10 protein-coding genes are annotated in these 15284 nt (G+C 66.6%); 3 read left to right on the forward strand and 7 right to left on the reverse strand.

Annotation, left to right across the window (positions count from 1 at the left end):
• Positions 1-115: 115 nt before the first annotated feature.
• Genes acnB through GOY17_RS10480 form a run of 3 tightly spaced genes read right to left on the reverse strand, consistent with a single transcriptional unit; the run spans position 116 to position 3454 of the window.
• Positions 116-2701 carry a bifunctional aconitate hydratase 2/2-methylisocitrate dehydratase gene (acnB, locus tag GOY17_RS10470; RefSeq protein WP_157030368.1) on the reverse strand — a complete coding sequence of 862 codons (2586 nt, stop codon included), beginning with the start codon at positions 2699-2701 and terminating at the stop codon, positions 116-118.
• Between the two features lie 38 nt (positions 2702-2739).
• Entirely contained in the window at positions 2740-3204 is a 465-nt protein-coding gene (locus tag GOY17_RS10475; protein WP_157030369.1) for a type II toxin-antitoxin system VapC family toxin, read from the reverse strand.
• Positions 3205-3208: 4 nt separating this feature from the next.
• The gene (locus tag GOY17_RS10480; protein ID WP_115841523.1) at positions 3209-3454 is read right to left on the reverse strand and encodes an AbrB/MazE/SpoVT family DNA-binding domain-containing protein; all 246 of its coding nucleotides are present in this window, start codon (positions 3452-3454) and stop codon (positions 3209-3211) included.
• A 235-nt stretch (positions 3455-3689) separates the two neighbouring features.
• Here GOY17_RS10480 and acnA point away from each other — a divergent pair, with 235 nt between their 5' ends.
• On the forward strand, positions 3690-6455 hold the full coding sequence (acnA, locus tag GOY17_RS10485) for an aconitate hydratase AcnA (protein ID WP_157030370.1): 2766 nt from the start codon (positions 3690-3692) through the stop codon (positions 6453-6455).
• 287 nt (positions 6456-6742) lie between these two features.
• Here the strand turns inward: acnA and GOY17_RS10490 are convergent, their stop codons facing one another.
• Complete coding sequence (locus GOY17_RS10490; RefSeq protein ID WP_232338403.1) at positions 6743-7153, reverse strand: Cif family virulence factor; 411 nt, start codon at positions 7151-7153, stop codon at positions 6743-6745.
• A gap of 219 nt (positions 7154-7372) precedes the next feature.
• On the opposite strand from GOY17_RS10490, the gene GOY17_RS10495 reads away from it, so the two are divergent.
• Together GOY17_RS10495 and GOY17_RS10500 are read left to right on the forward strand one after the other, a co-directional pair.
• Positions 7373-9052, forward strand: a complete 1680-nt coding sequence (locus GOY17_RS10495) for a long-chain fatty acid--CoA ligase (RefSeq protein WP_157031687.1) — start codon at positions 7373-7375, stop codon at positions 9050-9052.
• Positions 9053-9217: 165 nt separating this feature from the next.
• Positions 9218-10093, forward strand: a complete 876-nt coding sequence (locus tag GOY17_RS10500; protein ID WP_157031688.1) for a crotonase/enoyl-CoA hydratase family protein — start codon at positions 9218-9220, stop codon at positions 10091-10093.
• A gap of 107 nt (positions 10094-10200) precedes the next feature.
• Here the strand turns inward: GOY17_RS10500 and GOY17_RS10505 are convergent, their stop codons facing one another.
• The 3 genes from GOY17_RS10505 to lysS form a co-directional block, all read right to left on the reverse strand.
• Complete coding sequence (locus GOY17_RS10505) at positions 10201-12372, reverse strand: response regulator (protein ID WP_157030372.1); 2172 nt, start codon at positions 12370-12372, stop codon at positions 10201-10203.
• 6 nt (positions 12373-12378) lie between these two features.
• A complete protein-coding gene (locus GOY17_RS10510; protein ID WP_232338601.1) occupies positions 12379-13395 on the reverse strand; it encodes a response regulator in 1017 nt (338 codons plus the stop codon).
• A 300-nt stretch (positions 13396-13695) separates the two neighbouring features.
• Positions 13696-15219 (reverse strand): lysine--tRNA ligase, encoded by a 1524-nt coding sequence (gene lysS, locus GOY17_RS10515; RefSeq protein ID WP_157030373.1) that lies wholly within the window; start codon positions 15217-15219, stop codon positions 13696-13698.
• Positions 15220-15284 lie beyond the last annotated feature (65 nt).

Genomic DNA, 15284 nt, shown 5'->3' on the forward strand with positions numbered 1-15284 from the left:
GGACGCAGGTTGTTGCGCGGTGCGTCATTCGCCGCTTCCGCCGACTACCCAATGCCAGAACAAAAAATCCCGGCCGAAGCCGGGGTTTTCGTTTGTCGCATGAAGCCGTTGCCGATCAGGCCGCGACCGTCTCCGCGATCTGGCGGTAATCCTCGATCTGGTCGAAGTTCATGTAGCGGTAGATCTCCGCGCCCTTCGCGTTGATCACGCCGATGTCGGCCATGTATTCCTCGCGCGTCGGGATGCGGCCCAGGCGCGAGCAGATGGCGGCCAGCTCGGCCGAACCCAGGTACACGTTGGTGTTGCGGCCCAGGCGGTTCGGGAAGTTGCGGGTCGAGGTGGAGAACACCGTCGCACCCTCGCGCGCCTGCGCCTGGTTGCCCATGCACAGCGAGCAGCCCGGCATTTCCATGCGCGCGCCGGCCGTGCCGAAGGTGCCGTAGTGGCCTTCCTTGGTGAGCTCGGAGGCGTCCATCTTGGTCGGCGGGGCGACCCACAGGCGCGTCGGGATGTCGCGCTTGCCTTCCAGCAGCTTCGCGGCGGCGCGGAAGTGGCCGATGTTGGTCATGCACGAACCGATGAACACTTCGTCGATCTTCGCGCCGGCTACGTCGGACAGCGTCTTCACGTCGTCCGGATCGTTCGGGCAGGCGAGGATTGGCTCGACGATCTGGTTGAGATCGATCTCGATGACCGCGGCGTACTCGGCATCGGCGTCGCCTTCCAGCAGCTGGGGGTTGGCCAGCCATGCTTCCATCGCCTTGATGCGGCGGGCGAGCGAGCGCGGATCGGCGTAGCCCTCGGCGATCATCCACTTCAGCAGCGTGATGTTGCTGGTGAGGTATTCGATGATCGGCTCCTTGTCGAGCTTCACCGTGCAGCCGGCGGCCGAACGTTCGGCCGAGGCGTCGGACAGCTCGAACGCCTGTTCGACCTTCAGGTGCGGCAGGCCTTCGATTTCGAGGATGCGGCCGGAGAAGATGTTCTTCTTGCCCTGCTTGGCGACGGTGAGCAGGCCCTGCTTGATCGCGGCCAGCGGGATCGCGTTGACCAGGTCGCGCAGCGTGACGCCCGGCTGCATCTCACCCTTGAAGCGCACCAGAACCGATTCCGGCATGTCCAGCGGCATGACGCCGGTGGCCGCCGCGAAGGCGACCAGGCCCGAGCCGGCCGGGAACGAGATGCCCACCGGGAAGCGCGTGTGCGAGTCGCCGCCGGTGCCGACGGTGTCGGGCAGCAGCATGCGGTTGAGCCAGCTGTGGATCACGCCGTCGCCCGGGCGCAGCGCGATGCCGCCACGGTTGCTGATGAAGGCCGGCAGCTCGTGGTGCGTCTTCACGTCCACCGGCTTCGGGTAGGCGGCGGTGTGGCAGAACGACTGCATGACCAGGTCGGCCGAGAAGCCCAGGCACGCCAGGTCCTTAAGCTCGTCGCGGGTCATCGGTCCGGTGGTGTCCTGCGAACCGACCGAGGTCATCTTCGGCTCGCAGTACGTGCCCGGGCGGATGCCCTTACCTTCCGGCAGGCCGCAGGCGCGACCGACCATCTTCTGCGCCAGCGAGTAGCCCTTGCCGGTGTCGGCGGGGTTCTGCGGCAGGCGGAACAGCGTCGACGGCGCCAGGCCCAGCGCTTCGCGCGCCTTGGCGGTCAGACCACGGCCGACGATCAGCGGGATGCGGCCACCGGCGCGGACTTCGTCGAACAGCACGTCCGACTTCACCGAGAACTCGGCGATGACTTCACCGTTCTTCAGCGCCTTGCCCTCGTACGGACGCAGCTCGACCACGTCGCCCATGTGCATCTGCGACACGTCCAGTTCGATCGGCAGCGCGCCGGCATCTTCCATGGTGTTGTAGAAGATCGGCGCGATCTTCGAACCCAGGCACACGCCGCCGAAGCGCTTGTTCGGGATGAAGGGGATGTCCTCGCCCGTGAACCACAGCACCGAGTTGGTGGCGGACTTGCGGCTGGAACCGGTGCCGACGACGTCGCCGACATAGGCGACCAGGTGGCCCTTGGCCTTCAGCGATTCGATGAAGGCGACCGGGCCGCGCTTGCCGTCTTCTTCCGGCTCGATGCCGTCGCGCTTGTTCTTCAGCATCGCCAGCGCGTGCAGCGGGATGTCCGGGCGCGTCGTCGCGTCGGGCGCCGGCGACAGGTCGTCGGTGTTGGTCTCGCCGGTCACCTTGAACACGGTGATGGTCATCGACTCCGGCACTTCCGGACGGCTGGTGAACCACTCGGCGTCGGCCCAGCTCTGCAGCACGGCCTTGGCGTTGGCGTTGCCCTTCTCGGCCTTTTCCTGCACGTCGTGGAAGGCGTCGAACATCAGCAGCGTGTGCTTGAGCGCATTGGCGGCAACGGTGCCGACTTCGGCGTCGTCCAGCAGTTCTACCAGCGGGTGGATGTTGTAGCCGCCGAGCATCGTGCCCAGCAGCTCGGTGGCGCGCGCGCGGGAGATCAGCGCGTTCTTCTCGGTGCCGAAGGCGACGGCGGCGAGGTAGGACGCCTTCACCTTCGCGGCATCGTCCACGCCGGCCGGCACGCGGTTGGTGATGAGGTCGAGCAGGAAGCCTTCCTCGCCCGCCGGCGGAGCCTTCAGCAGTTCGATGACGTCGGCGGTCTGCTGCGCGCTCAGCGGCAGCGGCGGGATGCCCAGCGCGGCGCGCTCGGCAACGTGGTGGCGATAGGCTTCCAACATGGTTCTCTCCAGGAAAAGCTTCAGTTCGAGTGTTTGGTTCAAGCGGCCGGCGTGCCCGCCAACGTCTTGGGCACGATGATCTTCAGGCCCTTGAAGTAGTCGCGGAAAAACCCGGCATCGCGGGTGATCAGGCCGGCGCACTGCAGCAGCGCATGGGCGCCGACGATGAAGTCAGGGACGGTTCGCGGCGAGAGCTGGCTGCCCTGCCCCGCGGCGCGGCGCTGGTTGAAGCGGCGCTGCATTTCGCCTGCGCGGATGGCCGAGCGGCGCTCCACGGGCAGGTAGCGCATGCCCATCTCCTCGACGACGTCCATGATGTCGGTGCCGTGGCCGAGGCCGGCGGTGATCTCGCTGACCACCACGTCGCACAGCACGACCGGTCCCTGCGCCAGCGCGTCGCGGACGCACTGCTCCGCGGCGTCGGCCATGCCGGCGTCTTCGCCGAGCAGGTCGATCAGCACGGACGTGTCGATCGCGATGGTGTTGCTGGCCGCGGTGGTCATCGCGTCAGACGTCCACCGGATCGCCCGGGGCGCGCCCGCGCAGTTCGCGCATGACATCGTCGGTGGTCACGCCCTCGGGAAGCTTGAAACGGCCGCGGGCACGCGAAATCGCATCGTCGACGTTCTTGCGCAGGATGATGCGCCCGCCTTCCAGTTCCACCTTCAGATGGGTGCCCTTGGTCAGGCCCAGTGCGTCGCGCACGGCCTTGGGCAGCGTGATCTGGCCACGCTCGGCCACGATGGCTTCCACGGTCGACCTCCCGGCTTGATGGTTGCGTACCGACGGATTCGGTATGCATGAATGATACATACCTTCCCGCCCATACTCAATTCAGCATGGCAGGGCAAGCGCACAATAGGAGCCCTGTTCAGGAGGTGAGACCATCGTCCGGTCGGCGTGTTAACGCGCGCAGCGGATAATCGACCGGGTCTTGTCCCCTCTCCGAGCCAGACTCGCCATTCAGCCCAGCCGCCAGGAGGCCCCCGTGTCCCAAGACTCCTTCCAGACCCGCCGCACGCTCGACGTCGGCGGACGTTCGCTTACCTATTTCAGCCTGCCGGCACTGGGCGAACGGTTCGATATCGGCCGCCTGCCCTATTCCATGAAGATCCTGCTGGAGAACCTGTTGCGCCATGAGGACGGCGGCGTGACGGTCGGGCCCGAGCACATCGAGGCGGTCGCGAAGTGGGACTGCAAGGCCGAGCCGGATACCGAGATCGCCTTCATGCCCGCGCGCGTGGTGCTCCAGGACTTCACCGGCGTGCCCTGCGTGGTCGACCTGGCCGCGATGCGCGATGCGGTGACGAAGCTCGGCGGCAATCCGCGCCAGATCAACCCGCTGATCCCGTCCGAACTGGTGATCGACCATTCCGTGCAGGTCGACGTGTTCGGCACGCCCGACGCGCTGGACCTCAACGGCAAGATCGAATTCCAGCGCAACATGGAGCGCTACAGCTTCCTGCGCTGGGGCCAGAAGGCGTTCGACAACTTCAAGGTCGTGCCGCCGAACACCGGCATCGTCCACCAGGTGAACCTGGAGAACCTGGCGCGCGTGGTGGTCGAACGCGACGTCGACGGCGAGCAGCTCGCCTTCCCCGACACCGTCTTCGGGACCGACAGCCACACGACGATGATCAACGGCATCGGCGTGCTGGGCTGGGGCGTGGGCGGCATCGAGGCCGAAGCGGCGATGCTCGGCCAGCCGTCGTCGATGCTGATTCCGCAGGTGGTCGGCTTCAAGCTCACCGGCGCGCTGCCGGAAGGCACGACCGCGACCGACCTGGTGCTCACCGTCACGCAGATGCTGCGCAAGCTGGGCGTGGTCGGCAAATTCGTCGAGTTCTTCGGCGACGGCCTGCAGCACCTGCCGCTCGCCGACCGCGCGACCATCGCCAACATGGCGCCCGAGTACGGCGCGACCTGCGGCATCTTCCCCATCGACGCCGAATCGCTCAATTACCTGCGCCTGTCGGGCCGCAGCGACGCGCAGATCGCGCTGGTCGAGGCCTACGCGAAGGCGCAGGGCCTGTGGCACGAACCGGGCGCGCCGGAAGCGGCGTACTCGACGACGCTCGAACTCGACCTGGGCGACGTGAAGCCCTCGCTCGCCGGCCCGAAGCGCCCGCAGGACCGCGTGCTGCTGGTCGACGTGAAGCAGAACTACCGCGACAACCTTGGCCCGCTGACGGCCGGTCGCGACAAACGCTCTCCCGACGTGGCCAATTTCGTCGCCGAAGGCGGCGGTGCGGCGGTCGGCAACGAATCGCTGCACAAGGGCATGGCGGACATCCGCATCAAGGACGAGAACGTGCGGCTGAAGGACGGCGCGGTGGTGATCGCCGCGATCACCTCGTGCACCAACACGTCGAATCCGGCAGTGATGCTGGGCGCGGGCCTGCTCGCGCGCAATGCGGCGAAGCTCGGCCTGAAGGCGAAGCCGTGGGTGAAAACCTCGCTCGGGCCGGGCTCGCTCGTGGTCACCGATTACCTGCGCAAGGCCGGCGTCCTCGACGATCTGGAAAAGCTTGGCTTTTTCGTCGTGGGCTACGGCTGCACGACGTGCATCGGCAATTCCGGCCCGCTGCCGACCGAAGTCAGCGCCGGGATCGCCGCGGGCGACCTCGTCGTCGCCTCGGTGCTGTCGGGCAACCGCAATTTCGAAGGCCGCGTGCATCCGGAAGTGAAGATGAACTACCTCGCCTCGCCGCCGCTGGTGGTGGCGTACGCGATCGCCGGCACTGTCGACATCGACCTGAGCCGCGAACCGCTCGGCAAGGGCGCCGATGGGCAGGACGTGTTCCTGCGCGACATCTGGCCGACGAACAAGGAAATCGGCGACGTCATCGCCGCCACCGTCGGGCCGGAGCTGTTTGCGCAGAACTACGCCGACGTGTTCAAGGGCGACACGCGCTGGAACACGATCGCTTCGCCCGAAGGCGAGTCGTTCGCGTGGGATGAGGCCTCGACCTATGTCAAGAACCCGCCGTACTTCGACGGCATGAGCATGCAGGTCGGCACGATCGACGACATCCATGGCGCGCGCGTGCTGGGGCTGTTCGGCGACTCGATCACCACCGACCACATCTCGCCGGCTGGCAACATCAAGAAGGATTCGCCGGCGGGTCGCTTCCTGATCTCGCGCGGCGTGCAGCCGGCGGACTTCAACAGCTACGGCAGCCGTCGCGGCAACGACGATGTGATGGTGCGCGGCACGTTCGCAAACATCCGCATCAAGAACCTGATGTTCGGCGGCGAGGAAGGCGGCAACACGCTGTACTTCGGCAAGGACGGCGCGGCGCCGGAAAAGCTGTCGATCTACGACGCGGCGATGAAGTACAAGGCCGACGGCGTGCCGCTGGTGGTACTGGCCGGCAAGGAGTACGGCACCGGTTCCTCGCGCGACTGGGCCGCCAAGGGCACCAACCTGCTGGGCGTCAAGGCCGTGATCGCCGAGAGCTTCGAGCGCATCCACCGTTCCAACCTGGTCGGCATGGGCGTGCTGCCGCTGCTGTTCAAGGAAGGCGAGAACGCGCAGACGCTGGGGCTGGACGGCTCGGAAACCTTCAGCGTCACCGGCCTGCAGGATGGCGAATCCAAGCGCGCCACCGTCACTGCCACGCGCAAGGACGGCAGCACGGTTTCGTTCGAAGTGAAGGTGATGCTGCTGACGCCGAAGGAAGTCGAGTACTTCCGCCACGGCGGCATCCTGCATTACGTGCTGCGGCAGCTGGCGGCTAAGAAGTCGCTGTAACTCCGGAACGGCGGAAGCCGGCCCGCCGCTCACGCGGCGGGCGTTCAGAAGGACGCGCGGCAGTGCCGCGCAAGCCGTCCATCCTTACCCACCACGGCGGCATCCTGCATTACGTGCTGCGTCAGCTGGCAGCCAAGAAGGGGTTGTAACCCACGCCTTTGTTTGAAGCCCCTCTCCCATCGGGAGGGGGGTTGGGGTGAGGGTCGGCGGAGTTTCGACGCCGACGCCGCCCGCTCTAATGATCAGCCCGCGCCTCGGGCTGGTCGGCGTGTAGACGCAGCCAAACGCTACAACCGCCCGACCCACTCCACGCTCGTCATCCGCCACTGCCCATCGACCTCGCGCCACCCGGTCGTGACGTCGTACAGCCTTGCCGTATCGGGCAGCAACTGGCCAGAACTGCCGGTCAGCGCGACGTTGAATTTCGCCGTCGCATGTCCGGGCGTCATGTCGATCGAGATCGGCCCCACATTCGCGCCGATCGCGCCATGGCGAAGGAACATCAGCTGCGCCAGGCGGCGCGCGCCGTTGCGATCCAGCGCGCTGGGCCCGACGAAATCCTCGGCCAGCACCTCGTCCAGCGCCGCGGCGTCCTTCTGCTCGATCGCGGCCTGCAGTTCGCCCATCGTTTCCCGCAGGCGCTCCTCCGGCGGAGTGCGCCCGCAGGCGACCGTCAGGAGCGCCAGGCACGCAGCCACGACCACGCCTACGAAAACCCGTCCCTTCCACATTCCAATCGTTCCCCTTCGCATCGCACGACCACTCCATCCTGCCATGGAGCGTCGGCGCCAAAAGCACGCCGCACCGCGCCTTGCCAGTCCTCGCGCCCCATGCTCCAATCCAGAGAAACCGTACGGTGGAGCATCCATGGAATGCGACCGACGGACCTGATCAACAGCGATGGAGAGGGGATCGCGATGAGTTTCGAACGTCCGTGGCTGGCACAGTACCCCGAGCGGGTTCCGGCCCAAATCGATGTGGATGAGTTTCCGTCCGTCGTCGCCGTGCTGGAAAGCGCCATCGAGAATTACCGCGACCGCCCTGCGTTCGCCAACCTCGGCAAGACCCTCACCTACGCCGAAATCGACCAGCTCAGCGCGCAGTTCGCCGCGTACCTGCTGGGCGAGTTGAAGCTCAAGAAGGGCGATCGCGTCGCGATCATGATGCCCAACTGCCTGCAGTACCCGATCGCCACGTTCGGCGTGCTGCGCGCAGGACTGACGGTGGTCAACACCAATCCGATGTACACCGCGCGCGAGCTGAAGCACCAGCTGGTGGATTCGGGCGCGAGCGTGATCTTCGTGCTCGACAACTTCGCGCACACCGTGCAGGAAGTGATCGCCGATACGCAGGTCAAGCAGGTGATCACGACGGGCCTGGGTGACATGCTCGGCTTCCCGAAGGGCGCGATCGTCAATTTCGTCCTGAAGTACGTCAAGAAGATGGTGCCGGAGTACGACCTGCCCGGCGCGATCCGCTTTCGCGACGCACTGGCGCTGGGCCAGCGGCACACGCTGCCGACGGTCGACATCGAACCGAACGACATCGCCTTCCTGCAGTACACCGGCGGCACCACGGGCGTGGCGAAGGGCGCGATGCTCACCCACCGCAACATGGTCGCCAACATGCAGCAGGCGGCGGCGTGGGTCGGCACGAACGTGCGCATGGGCGAAGAGGTGATCATCACCGCGCTGCCGCTGTACCACATCTTCGCGCTGACGGCGAACGGCCTGGTCTTCATGAAGTTCGGCGGCTTGAACCACATGATCACCAACCCGCGCGACATGAAGGCGTTCGTCAAGGAGCTCAAAAGCACGCGTTTCACCGCGATCACCGGCGTCAACACGCTCTTCAACGGCCTGCTCAACACGCCGGGCTTCGACGAAGTGGACTTCTCGGGATTGCACCTCACGTTGGGCGGCGGCATGGCCGTACAGCGCTCGGTGGCCGAACGCTGGAAGCAGGTCACCGGCTCGACACTGGTGGAAGCCTACGGCCTGACCGAATCGGCGCCGGCGGCGTGCATCAACCCGATGGACCTGGCCGACTACAACGGCGCCATCGGCCTGCCGATCCCGTCCACCGACGCCTGCGTCAAGGACGAAGCCGGCAATGCGCTGCCGCAGGGCGAAGTGGGCGAACTGTGCCTGCGTGGCCCGCAGATCATGAAGGGCTACTGGAAGCGGCCGGAAGACACCGCGGCGGCGATCGACGCCGACGGCTGGCTGCATACCGGCGACATGGCGCGCATGGACGAGAAGGGCTTCTTCTACATCGTCGATCGCAAGAAGGACATGATCCTGGTGTCGGGTTTCAACGTGTACCCGAACGAGGTCGAGGACGTCATCGCGATGATGCCGGGCGTGCTTGAAGTCGCGGCCGTCGGCGTTCCGGACGAGAAGTCCGGCGAGGCGGTCAAGGTCGTCATCGTCAAGAAGGACCCGGCGCTGACCGCCGAGCAGGTCAAGGCGCACGCACGCGAGAACCTCACCGGCTACAAGCATCCGCGCTACGTCGAATTCCGGACCGAGCTTCCGAAGACGAACGTCGGCAAGATCCTGCGCCGCGAACTGCGGGACGCACCGGCAGCACGCTGAACCCATCCTGCCCGTTTGTCGGACGCTTCATGAAAGCCCCTCCCCTCGCGGAGGGGCTTTCTCTTTTGTCGAGTTTTCGCGGTGTAGCATCGCCCCGTGGGCAAAACTCCCCTGCCGCTCGCTGCCCACACCCTGCCTGCGGGCGGCGATGCCGAGGACCGCAACATGAGCACGATCGAGAAACTGCACCGCACGCGCGCCTACCCGACCCTGCGCGTCGAGTCCGACCCCGCGGGTGACACGCACTGGATGTACATGCACAACGACCACACCCAGGGCGCGCGTCCATGCTTCCGCACGGAACTCATGGACGACATGTGGAGCTTCCTCAACTCGATCACGCTGCGCGAGAACCAGCGCCAGAGCGGGCGCCTTCGCCATGTCGTGCTCGCATCCTCCGCGCCGCATGCGTTCAACCTCGGCGGCGACCTGCAACTGTTCTCGCAACTGATCCGCGCGAACGATCGCGAACACCTGCTCGCCTATGCGCGTCGCTGCGTCGAAGGCGTGCACCACTTCCATACCGGCCTGGGTGGCGACGTGCGCACCATCGCGCTCATCCAGGGCGATGCGCTGGGCGGCGGCCTGGAGCTCGCACTGTCGTGCCACACCATCGTCGCCGAGGAAGGCGCCGAGATGGGCTTGCCGGAGGTGCTGTTCGGCCTGTTCCCGGGCATGGGCGCGTACTCGTTCCTGTGCAAGCGCGTTACGCCGCAGCTCGCCGAGCGCCTGATCCTGGAAGGCACGATCGCGCCGGCCGAGGAATGGCACCGCATGGGTGTGGTCGACATCCTCGTGCCGAAGGGCGAAGGCGAAGCCGCCGTCAATGACGTGATCCGTCGCCAGCAGCGTGCCCCGCATGCGCACCTCGCGATGAACGCCGTTCGTGGCATCGGCCAGCCGGTCGGTTATGACGAGCTGATGGGCATCACCGAGGTATGGGTCGACACGGCGCTCGCGCTGGGCGACAAGGCGCTGCGGACGATGGAGCGCATCGTGAAGGCACAGGAGCGTCGTTCGGGAACGGAAGCGGCCGCCTGACGGCTGCCAGGGAAACCGGTTGACCGGAACACTCTGGCCCTGCAGGCAACACCGGCATCACGGGGCAGGCAACATGGGGACGAACGGGCCGAACCTCCGGCCCGGGATCAGGGGGAGCGCTCGCCTTCGCCGCGCGCGGCACGCTGCCGTTCGCGGGCTTCGAGCGCCGCCCTGCCCTGCGTCAGCCGTTCCCGCAAGCGGGCCAGGTGTGATGCCCAGTCGCGCGCCAGCTGCCAGTCCGGCAGGCGCATCAACTCGCCGCTGATGGCGGCCAGCTTGATCAACCCCAGGTTGCTCGCGACGCCCTTGAGCGCGTGCGCCTGGTCGCGTGTGCGCTCCCAGTCCACGCGCTGCGCACAGGCTTCGATCTGTTGCAGGCACTTTTCGGCGTCGATCAGGCACTGCGCGATGAACTCGCGCTCGAAGCCGGCGCCCATGCCGAGCGCGCCCAGTTCGTCCAGCACCGACGGGTCGAAGTGGCTGTCGGTAGCCACCGCGACGCTGCGTGCGGGCGCCACCACGGTCGTGGCGACGCGCTGGTTCGCGGCGATGTCGGCCAGCGTGTCCAGCAGGCGCGTGGTCGACACGGGCTTGGACAGGAACGCCCGTGCGCCGGCCTGTTCGCACGCCTGGATCGACTCGGTCGTGACGTCGGCGGAGAGGATCAGCACCGGCGTGCGTCGGCCACTGCCGGCTTCCATGACGCGCAGCTGGCGCAGCAGGTCCAGGCCGCTGACGTCGGGCATGTGCAGGTCGGTGATGACCGCGTCGTAATCGGACGTCGCCAGCGCGTTGAGCACTTCCTCGCCGCCCTCGACACAGAGCACGCGATGGCCTGCCTTCTGCAGCAGGCGCTGCAACACCATGCGATTGGCGATGTGATCGTCGGCGACGATGATCGACAGGCTGCGCACCCGTGCGCGGTGGCGCAGGAACGGGTCGGAGAACGCGATGACGTTCGGCGCGGTCTCGGGCTGCCCCTGCTCCGGCGCGGCCTGCTCTTCGGCCTGCGGAACGATCTCGGCGCGCTCGAACGGGAGCTCGACCCAGAAGCGGCTGCCGCCACCTTCCACGGGCTCGTAGCCGATGCTGCCGCCCATGCCTTCGGCGAGCCCCTTCGCGATGGTGGTACCCAGCCCCGTGCCGCCATAGCGTCGCGCCAGGCTCACGTCGGCCTGTTCGAAGGGTTTGAACAGACGCTGGCGCATCGCGGCAGGAACGCCGATGCCGGTATCGGTTACCACGAAGCGCAGGCGCACACGCTCGGCGGTCGCATCGGCGACGCCCACATCCACGCGCACCGCGCCCTGATCGGTGAACTTCACCGCGTTGCCGGCGAGATTGATCAGGATCTGGCGCACATGGCCAACGTCGCCGCGCAGGACCTCGGGCACGTCGCGCCCGATCGTGACCTCGTACTGCAGTTGCTTGGCGCGCACCTGCGGCTGAAGGATCAGGCTGATGGCGTCCATCAGCTCGCGCGGGGTGAAATCGACGCGATCGAGCTTCAGCTTGCCCGCTTCGATCGCGGAGATGTCCAGCACGTCCTCGACCAGCGACAGCAGGGTGCGGGTCGATGCCTGGATCGTGCTCAGGCACTCGCGCTGCTCGTTGTCGAGTTTCGTCGTCGCGAGCAGCTCCGACATGCCCGCCAAGCCGTTGAGCGGTGTGCGGAACTCGTGGCTCATGTTCGCCAGGAAGCGGCTCTTCGCTTCGTTGGCGCGACGCGCCTCGTCGGTCGCGGTAGTCAGGGCCCGCAGCAGGCCGGACAGATACAAGGGAATGGCAACCAGGCCAAGCAACAGGCCCACGCCCAGCACGCGGTTGGAGAGCCAGTATTCGTTGGACGCGACCACCGCGCCGAAACTGGCGAACGCCATCGCCACAGCGCCATAGAGGTACCCGTTGCCGAAGCGCAGGCCGTTGCCGATCGTGACCCACATCAGGATCACGTAGACCCAGGCCAGCGGCTCGCCGATGTGGATCATCGCCGCGGCCATGAGGCCATAGTCGGAGATCATGCCGATGATGCGGCGCAGGTGTGACTTGCGCGGCCGCCACAAAATCCAGGCGATCAGGAACGCACCGACCACGAAGCCGGTTTCCACCATCTTCAGGACGTTGACGTATTCCTTCGACGGCAATGCACCGGTTGCGCCGCGCACGAGCATGTAGACGAGCACGACGGAGAGCACCGCCAGGCGCACGAAGGCCTGACCATGCTCACTGTCCGGGCGCCGCGAAAGTTCCTTTTTCAGATGGCGCAGCAGGTTCAACATCGCGGCTCACTCCAGGCCGGGACGCGCTGATACCGTAGAGAACCGGTTGCAGATGTCCTCAAGCCGCTCGCGGCTGCGGATCAGCGCGTCGACGCAGCGCGGATCGAACAACCGACCGCGCTGCGCGTAGAGATAACCCAGCGCCGCGTCCACGTCCCAGGCCTTCTTGTACGGGCGGGGCGAGATCAGCGCATCGAATACGTCGGCAACCGCGACGATCCTGGCTTCCAACGGGATTTCCTCCCCGCGCAGGCCATCGGGATACCCACTGCCGTCGTAGCGTTCGTGATGGCGCAGCGCGATCAGAGCGCCGGCCTGGATGAAGCGGTTCTGGCTGCCGCTGAGCAGTTCATAGCCGATGCGCGGATGACGGCGCATGACCGCGGTCTCGTCTTCCGACAGCGGGCCGGCCTTCATCAGCACCGCATCGGGAATGGCAATCTTGCCGATGTCGTGCAGCGGCGCGGCCATTTCGATGACGCGGACTTCGTCCTCGAACATGCCCAACTGCTCGGCGATCAGGCCAGCGATGTGCGCCATGCGTTCCAGGTAGGCGCTGGTGCCGGCGTCGCGATACTCGATCGCGCGCGCCAGTCGCGAGAGCGTTTCGCGCTCGCGCTCTTCCACCTCGTGCATGCTCGAAAGCAGACGCTGCTCGAGCGAGAGCGCGCGTTGCTTCACGTTTTCCGATTGCTGGCGCAGCTGCAGGAGGTTGCGGCAGCGGGCGCGCAGCTCGCGCGGGCGAACCGGCTTGACGAGGAAATCGATCACCCCGGCTTCCAGGGCGGCCTGGCGGATCGGCTCGTCGCCGACCACCGTCACCAGGATGATCGGGATGTCGCGGTGAAGCGGGAGGCGGCGGAAGCGGCGGGCGAACTCCAGCCCGTCCAGCGCCGGCATGCGGTAGTCCAGCAGGAGCAGGTCGGGCTGGTTGGATTCGCACCAGCCCAGTGCGGCCTCGGGGTCACCGAAATCGGACACATGCAGCTCGGACGAGATGTCCTCGATGATGTGGCGCAGCATCGTGCGCGCTGAGGTTTGGTCATCGACGATGACGACGTTCACATCCGGGTTCCGTAGGAGCCGCCACCCCCTGTGGTGGCCAGTGAGAGGAGCATACCCCGGGCCGGCGGCGCCCGCAGCCGGGAAACGACCCGACTTGATATGGGAATCGGCTGAGGTGTGCGTCAGCTTTAGCTGCGCTTCACCACGATGTGCCGTCGCTCACTGAGCCGGGGCCACCGATCCGCGATCCAGCCACGCGCGATCCGGCTCCCATCCGACACGCATGACCCGCGGGATGTCGAACCCCGCCAGCCCGTCTCAACCGGCTTCCGGACGCATGTAGGGAAACAGCAGCACGTCGCGGATCGAGGCCGAGCCGGTCATCAGCATCACCAGACGGTCGATGCCGATGCCCAGGCCGCCCGTGGGCGGCAGGCCGACTTCCAGGGCGCGGATGTAGTCGGCGTCGAAGTGCATCGCCTCGTCGTCCCCGCCCTCCTTCGCCGCGACCTGCGCGCGGAAGCGCTCGGCCTGGTCTTCCGGATCGTTCAGCTCGGAGAAGCCGTTGGCCAGCTCCTTGCCGTTGACGAACAGCTCGAAGCGGTCGGTGATGCCCTTCTCGCTGTCGCTTTCGCGGGCCAGCGGCGAAACCTCGACCGGGTAATGGGTGATGAAGGTCGGCTGCACCAGCTGGTGCTCGGCAGTCTTCTCGAAGATTTCCAGGAGCAGCTTGCCCCAGCCATACCCGGACTTCACCGGCACCTTCAGGCGTTCGCAATGGCGCACGAGCGCATCGCGATCTGTGCAGTCGGCGGCGGAAATCTCCGGGTTGTAGTGGCGCACCGCCTCGTCCAGGCGCCAGCGGCGGAACGCCGGGCCCAGGTCGATGTCGGCGCCGTCCCAATGCGTCTGGGTGGTGCCCAGCACCTGCACGGCGACGTCGCGGATCAGGCCTTCGGTCAAATCCATGATTTCGGTGTACGTGGCGTAGGCCTCGTACAGTTCGAGCATCGTGAATTCCGGGTTGTGGCGCGTGGACACGCCTTCGTTGCGGAAGTTGCGGTTGATCTCGTACACCCGCTCCAGGCCGCCGACGACCAGGCGCTTGAGGTACAGCTCCGGCGCCACGCGCAGGAACAGTTCCAGGTCCAGCGCGTTGTGGTGCGTGACGAACGGCTTGGCCGCGGCGCCGCCGGGGATGTAATGCATCATCGGCGTTTCCACTTCCAGGAAACGGCGGGCGTCCAGCCATGCACGCATCGCGCGGATGATCTTGCTGCGCTTGACGAACACCTCGCGCGCCTCGGGCGAGACGATCAGGTCGACATAACGCTGACGATAGCGCTGCTCGACGTCCGCCAGGCCGTGAAACTTGTCGGGCAGCGGACGCAGCGACTTGGTCAGCAGGCGCAGCACGTCGGCCTTTACCGACAGCTCGCCCGTCTTGGTGCGCGTGAGCGTGCCCTGCGCGCCGACGATGTCGCCGACGTCCCAGCCCTTGAACGCGTCGTACACCTCGCCGAGCACGTTCGCCTGCAGGAACAGCTGGATGCGCCCGGATTCGTCCTGGATCTGCACGAAGCTGGCCTTGCCCATCACGCGCTTGAGCAGGATGCGGCCGGCGATCGCGACGCGCTGGCCCTTGGCTTCGAGCGCCTCGGCGGTCCACGTTTCGGCATCGGCGAACTGCGTTTGCAGATCGCCGGCGTATTCGTCGCGACGGAAATCGTTCGGAAAGGCGATGCCGCCCTCACCGCGCAGCGCCGTGAGTTTGGCGCGACGCTCGGCGATCAGGAAGTTCTCGTCGGCGGGCGTGGCGGTGGCGGGCGTCTGGTCGGTCATCGGTCGGAAAATCGGAAGGAATGGAGCGGAGGTGTTCGGGGACGGCGTGCGGCGCCGTCATCCCC

The organism is Lysobacter soli, assembly GCF_009755585.1.
GTDB lineage: Bacteria > Pseudomonadota > Gammaproteobacteria > Xanthomonadales > Xanthomonadaceae > Lysobacter_J > Lysobacter_J soli.

Excerpts from the sequence above, each read along its gene's own strand:
- acnB (WP_157030368.1), bottom strand. The coding sequence starts at position 2,701 with ATGTTGGAAGCCTATCGCCACCACGTTGCCGAGCGCGCCGCGCTGGGC.
- GOY17_RS10475 (WP_157030369.1), bottom strand. The coding sequence starts at position 3,204 with ATGACCACCGCGGCCAGCAACACCATCGCGATCGACACGTCCGTGCTG.
- GOY17_RS10495 (WP_157031687.1), top strand. The coding sequence starts at position 7,373 with ATGAGTTTCGAACGTCCGTGGCTGGCACAGTACCCCGAGCGGGTTCCG.
- GOY17_RS10500 (WP_157031688.1), top strand. The coding sequence starts at position 9,218 with ATGAGCACGATCGAGAAACTGCACCGCACGCGCGCCTACCCGACCCTG.
- GOY17_RS10505 (WP_157030372.1), bottom strand. The coding sequence starts at position 12,372 with ATGTTGAACCTGCTGCGCCATCTGAAAAAGGAACTTTCGCGGCGCCCG.
- GOY17_RS10510 (WP_232338601.1), bottom strand. The coding sequence starts at position 13,395 with ATGCTGCGCCACATCATCGAGGACATCTCGTCCGAGCTGCATGTGTCC.
- lysS (WP_157030373.1), bottom strand. The coding sequence starts at position 15,219 with ATGACCGACCAGACGCCCGCCACCGCCACGCCCGCCGACGAGAACTTC.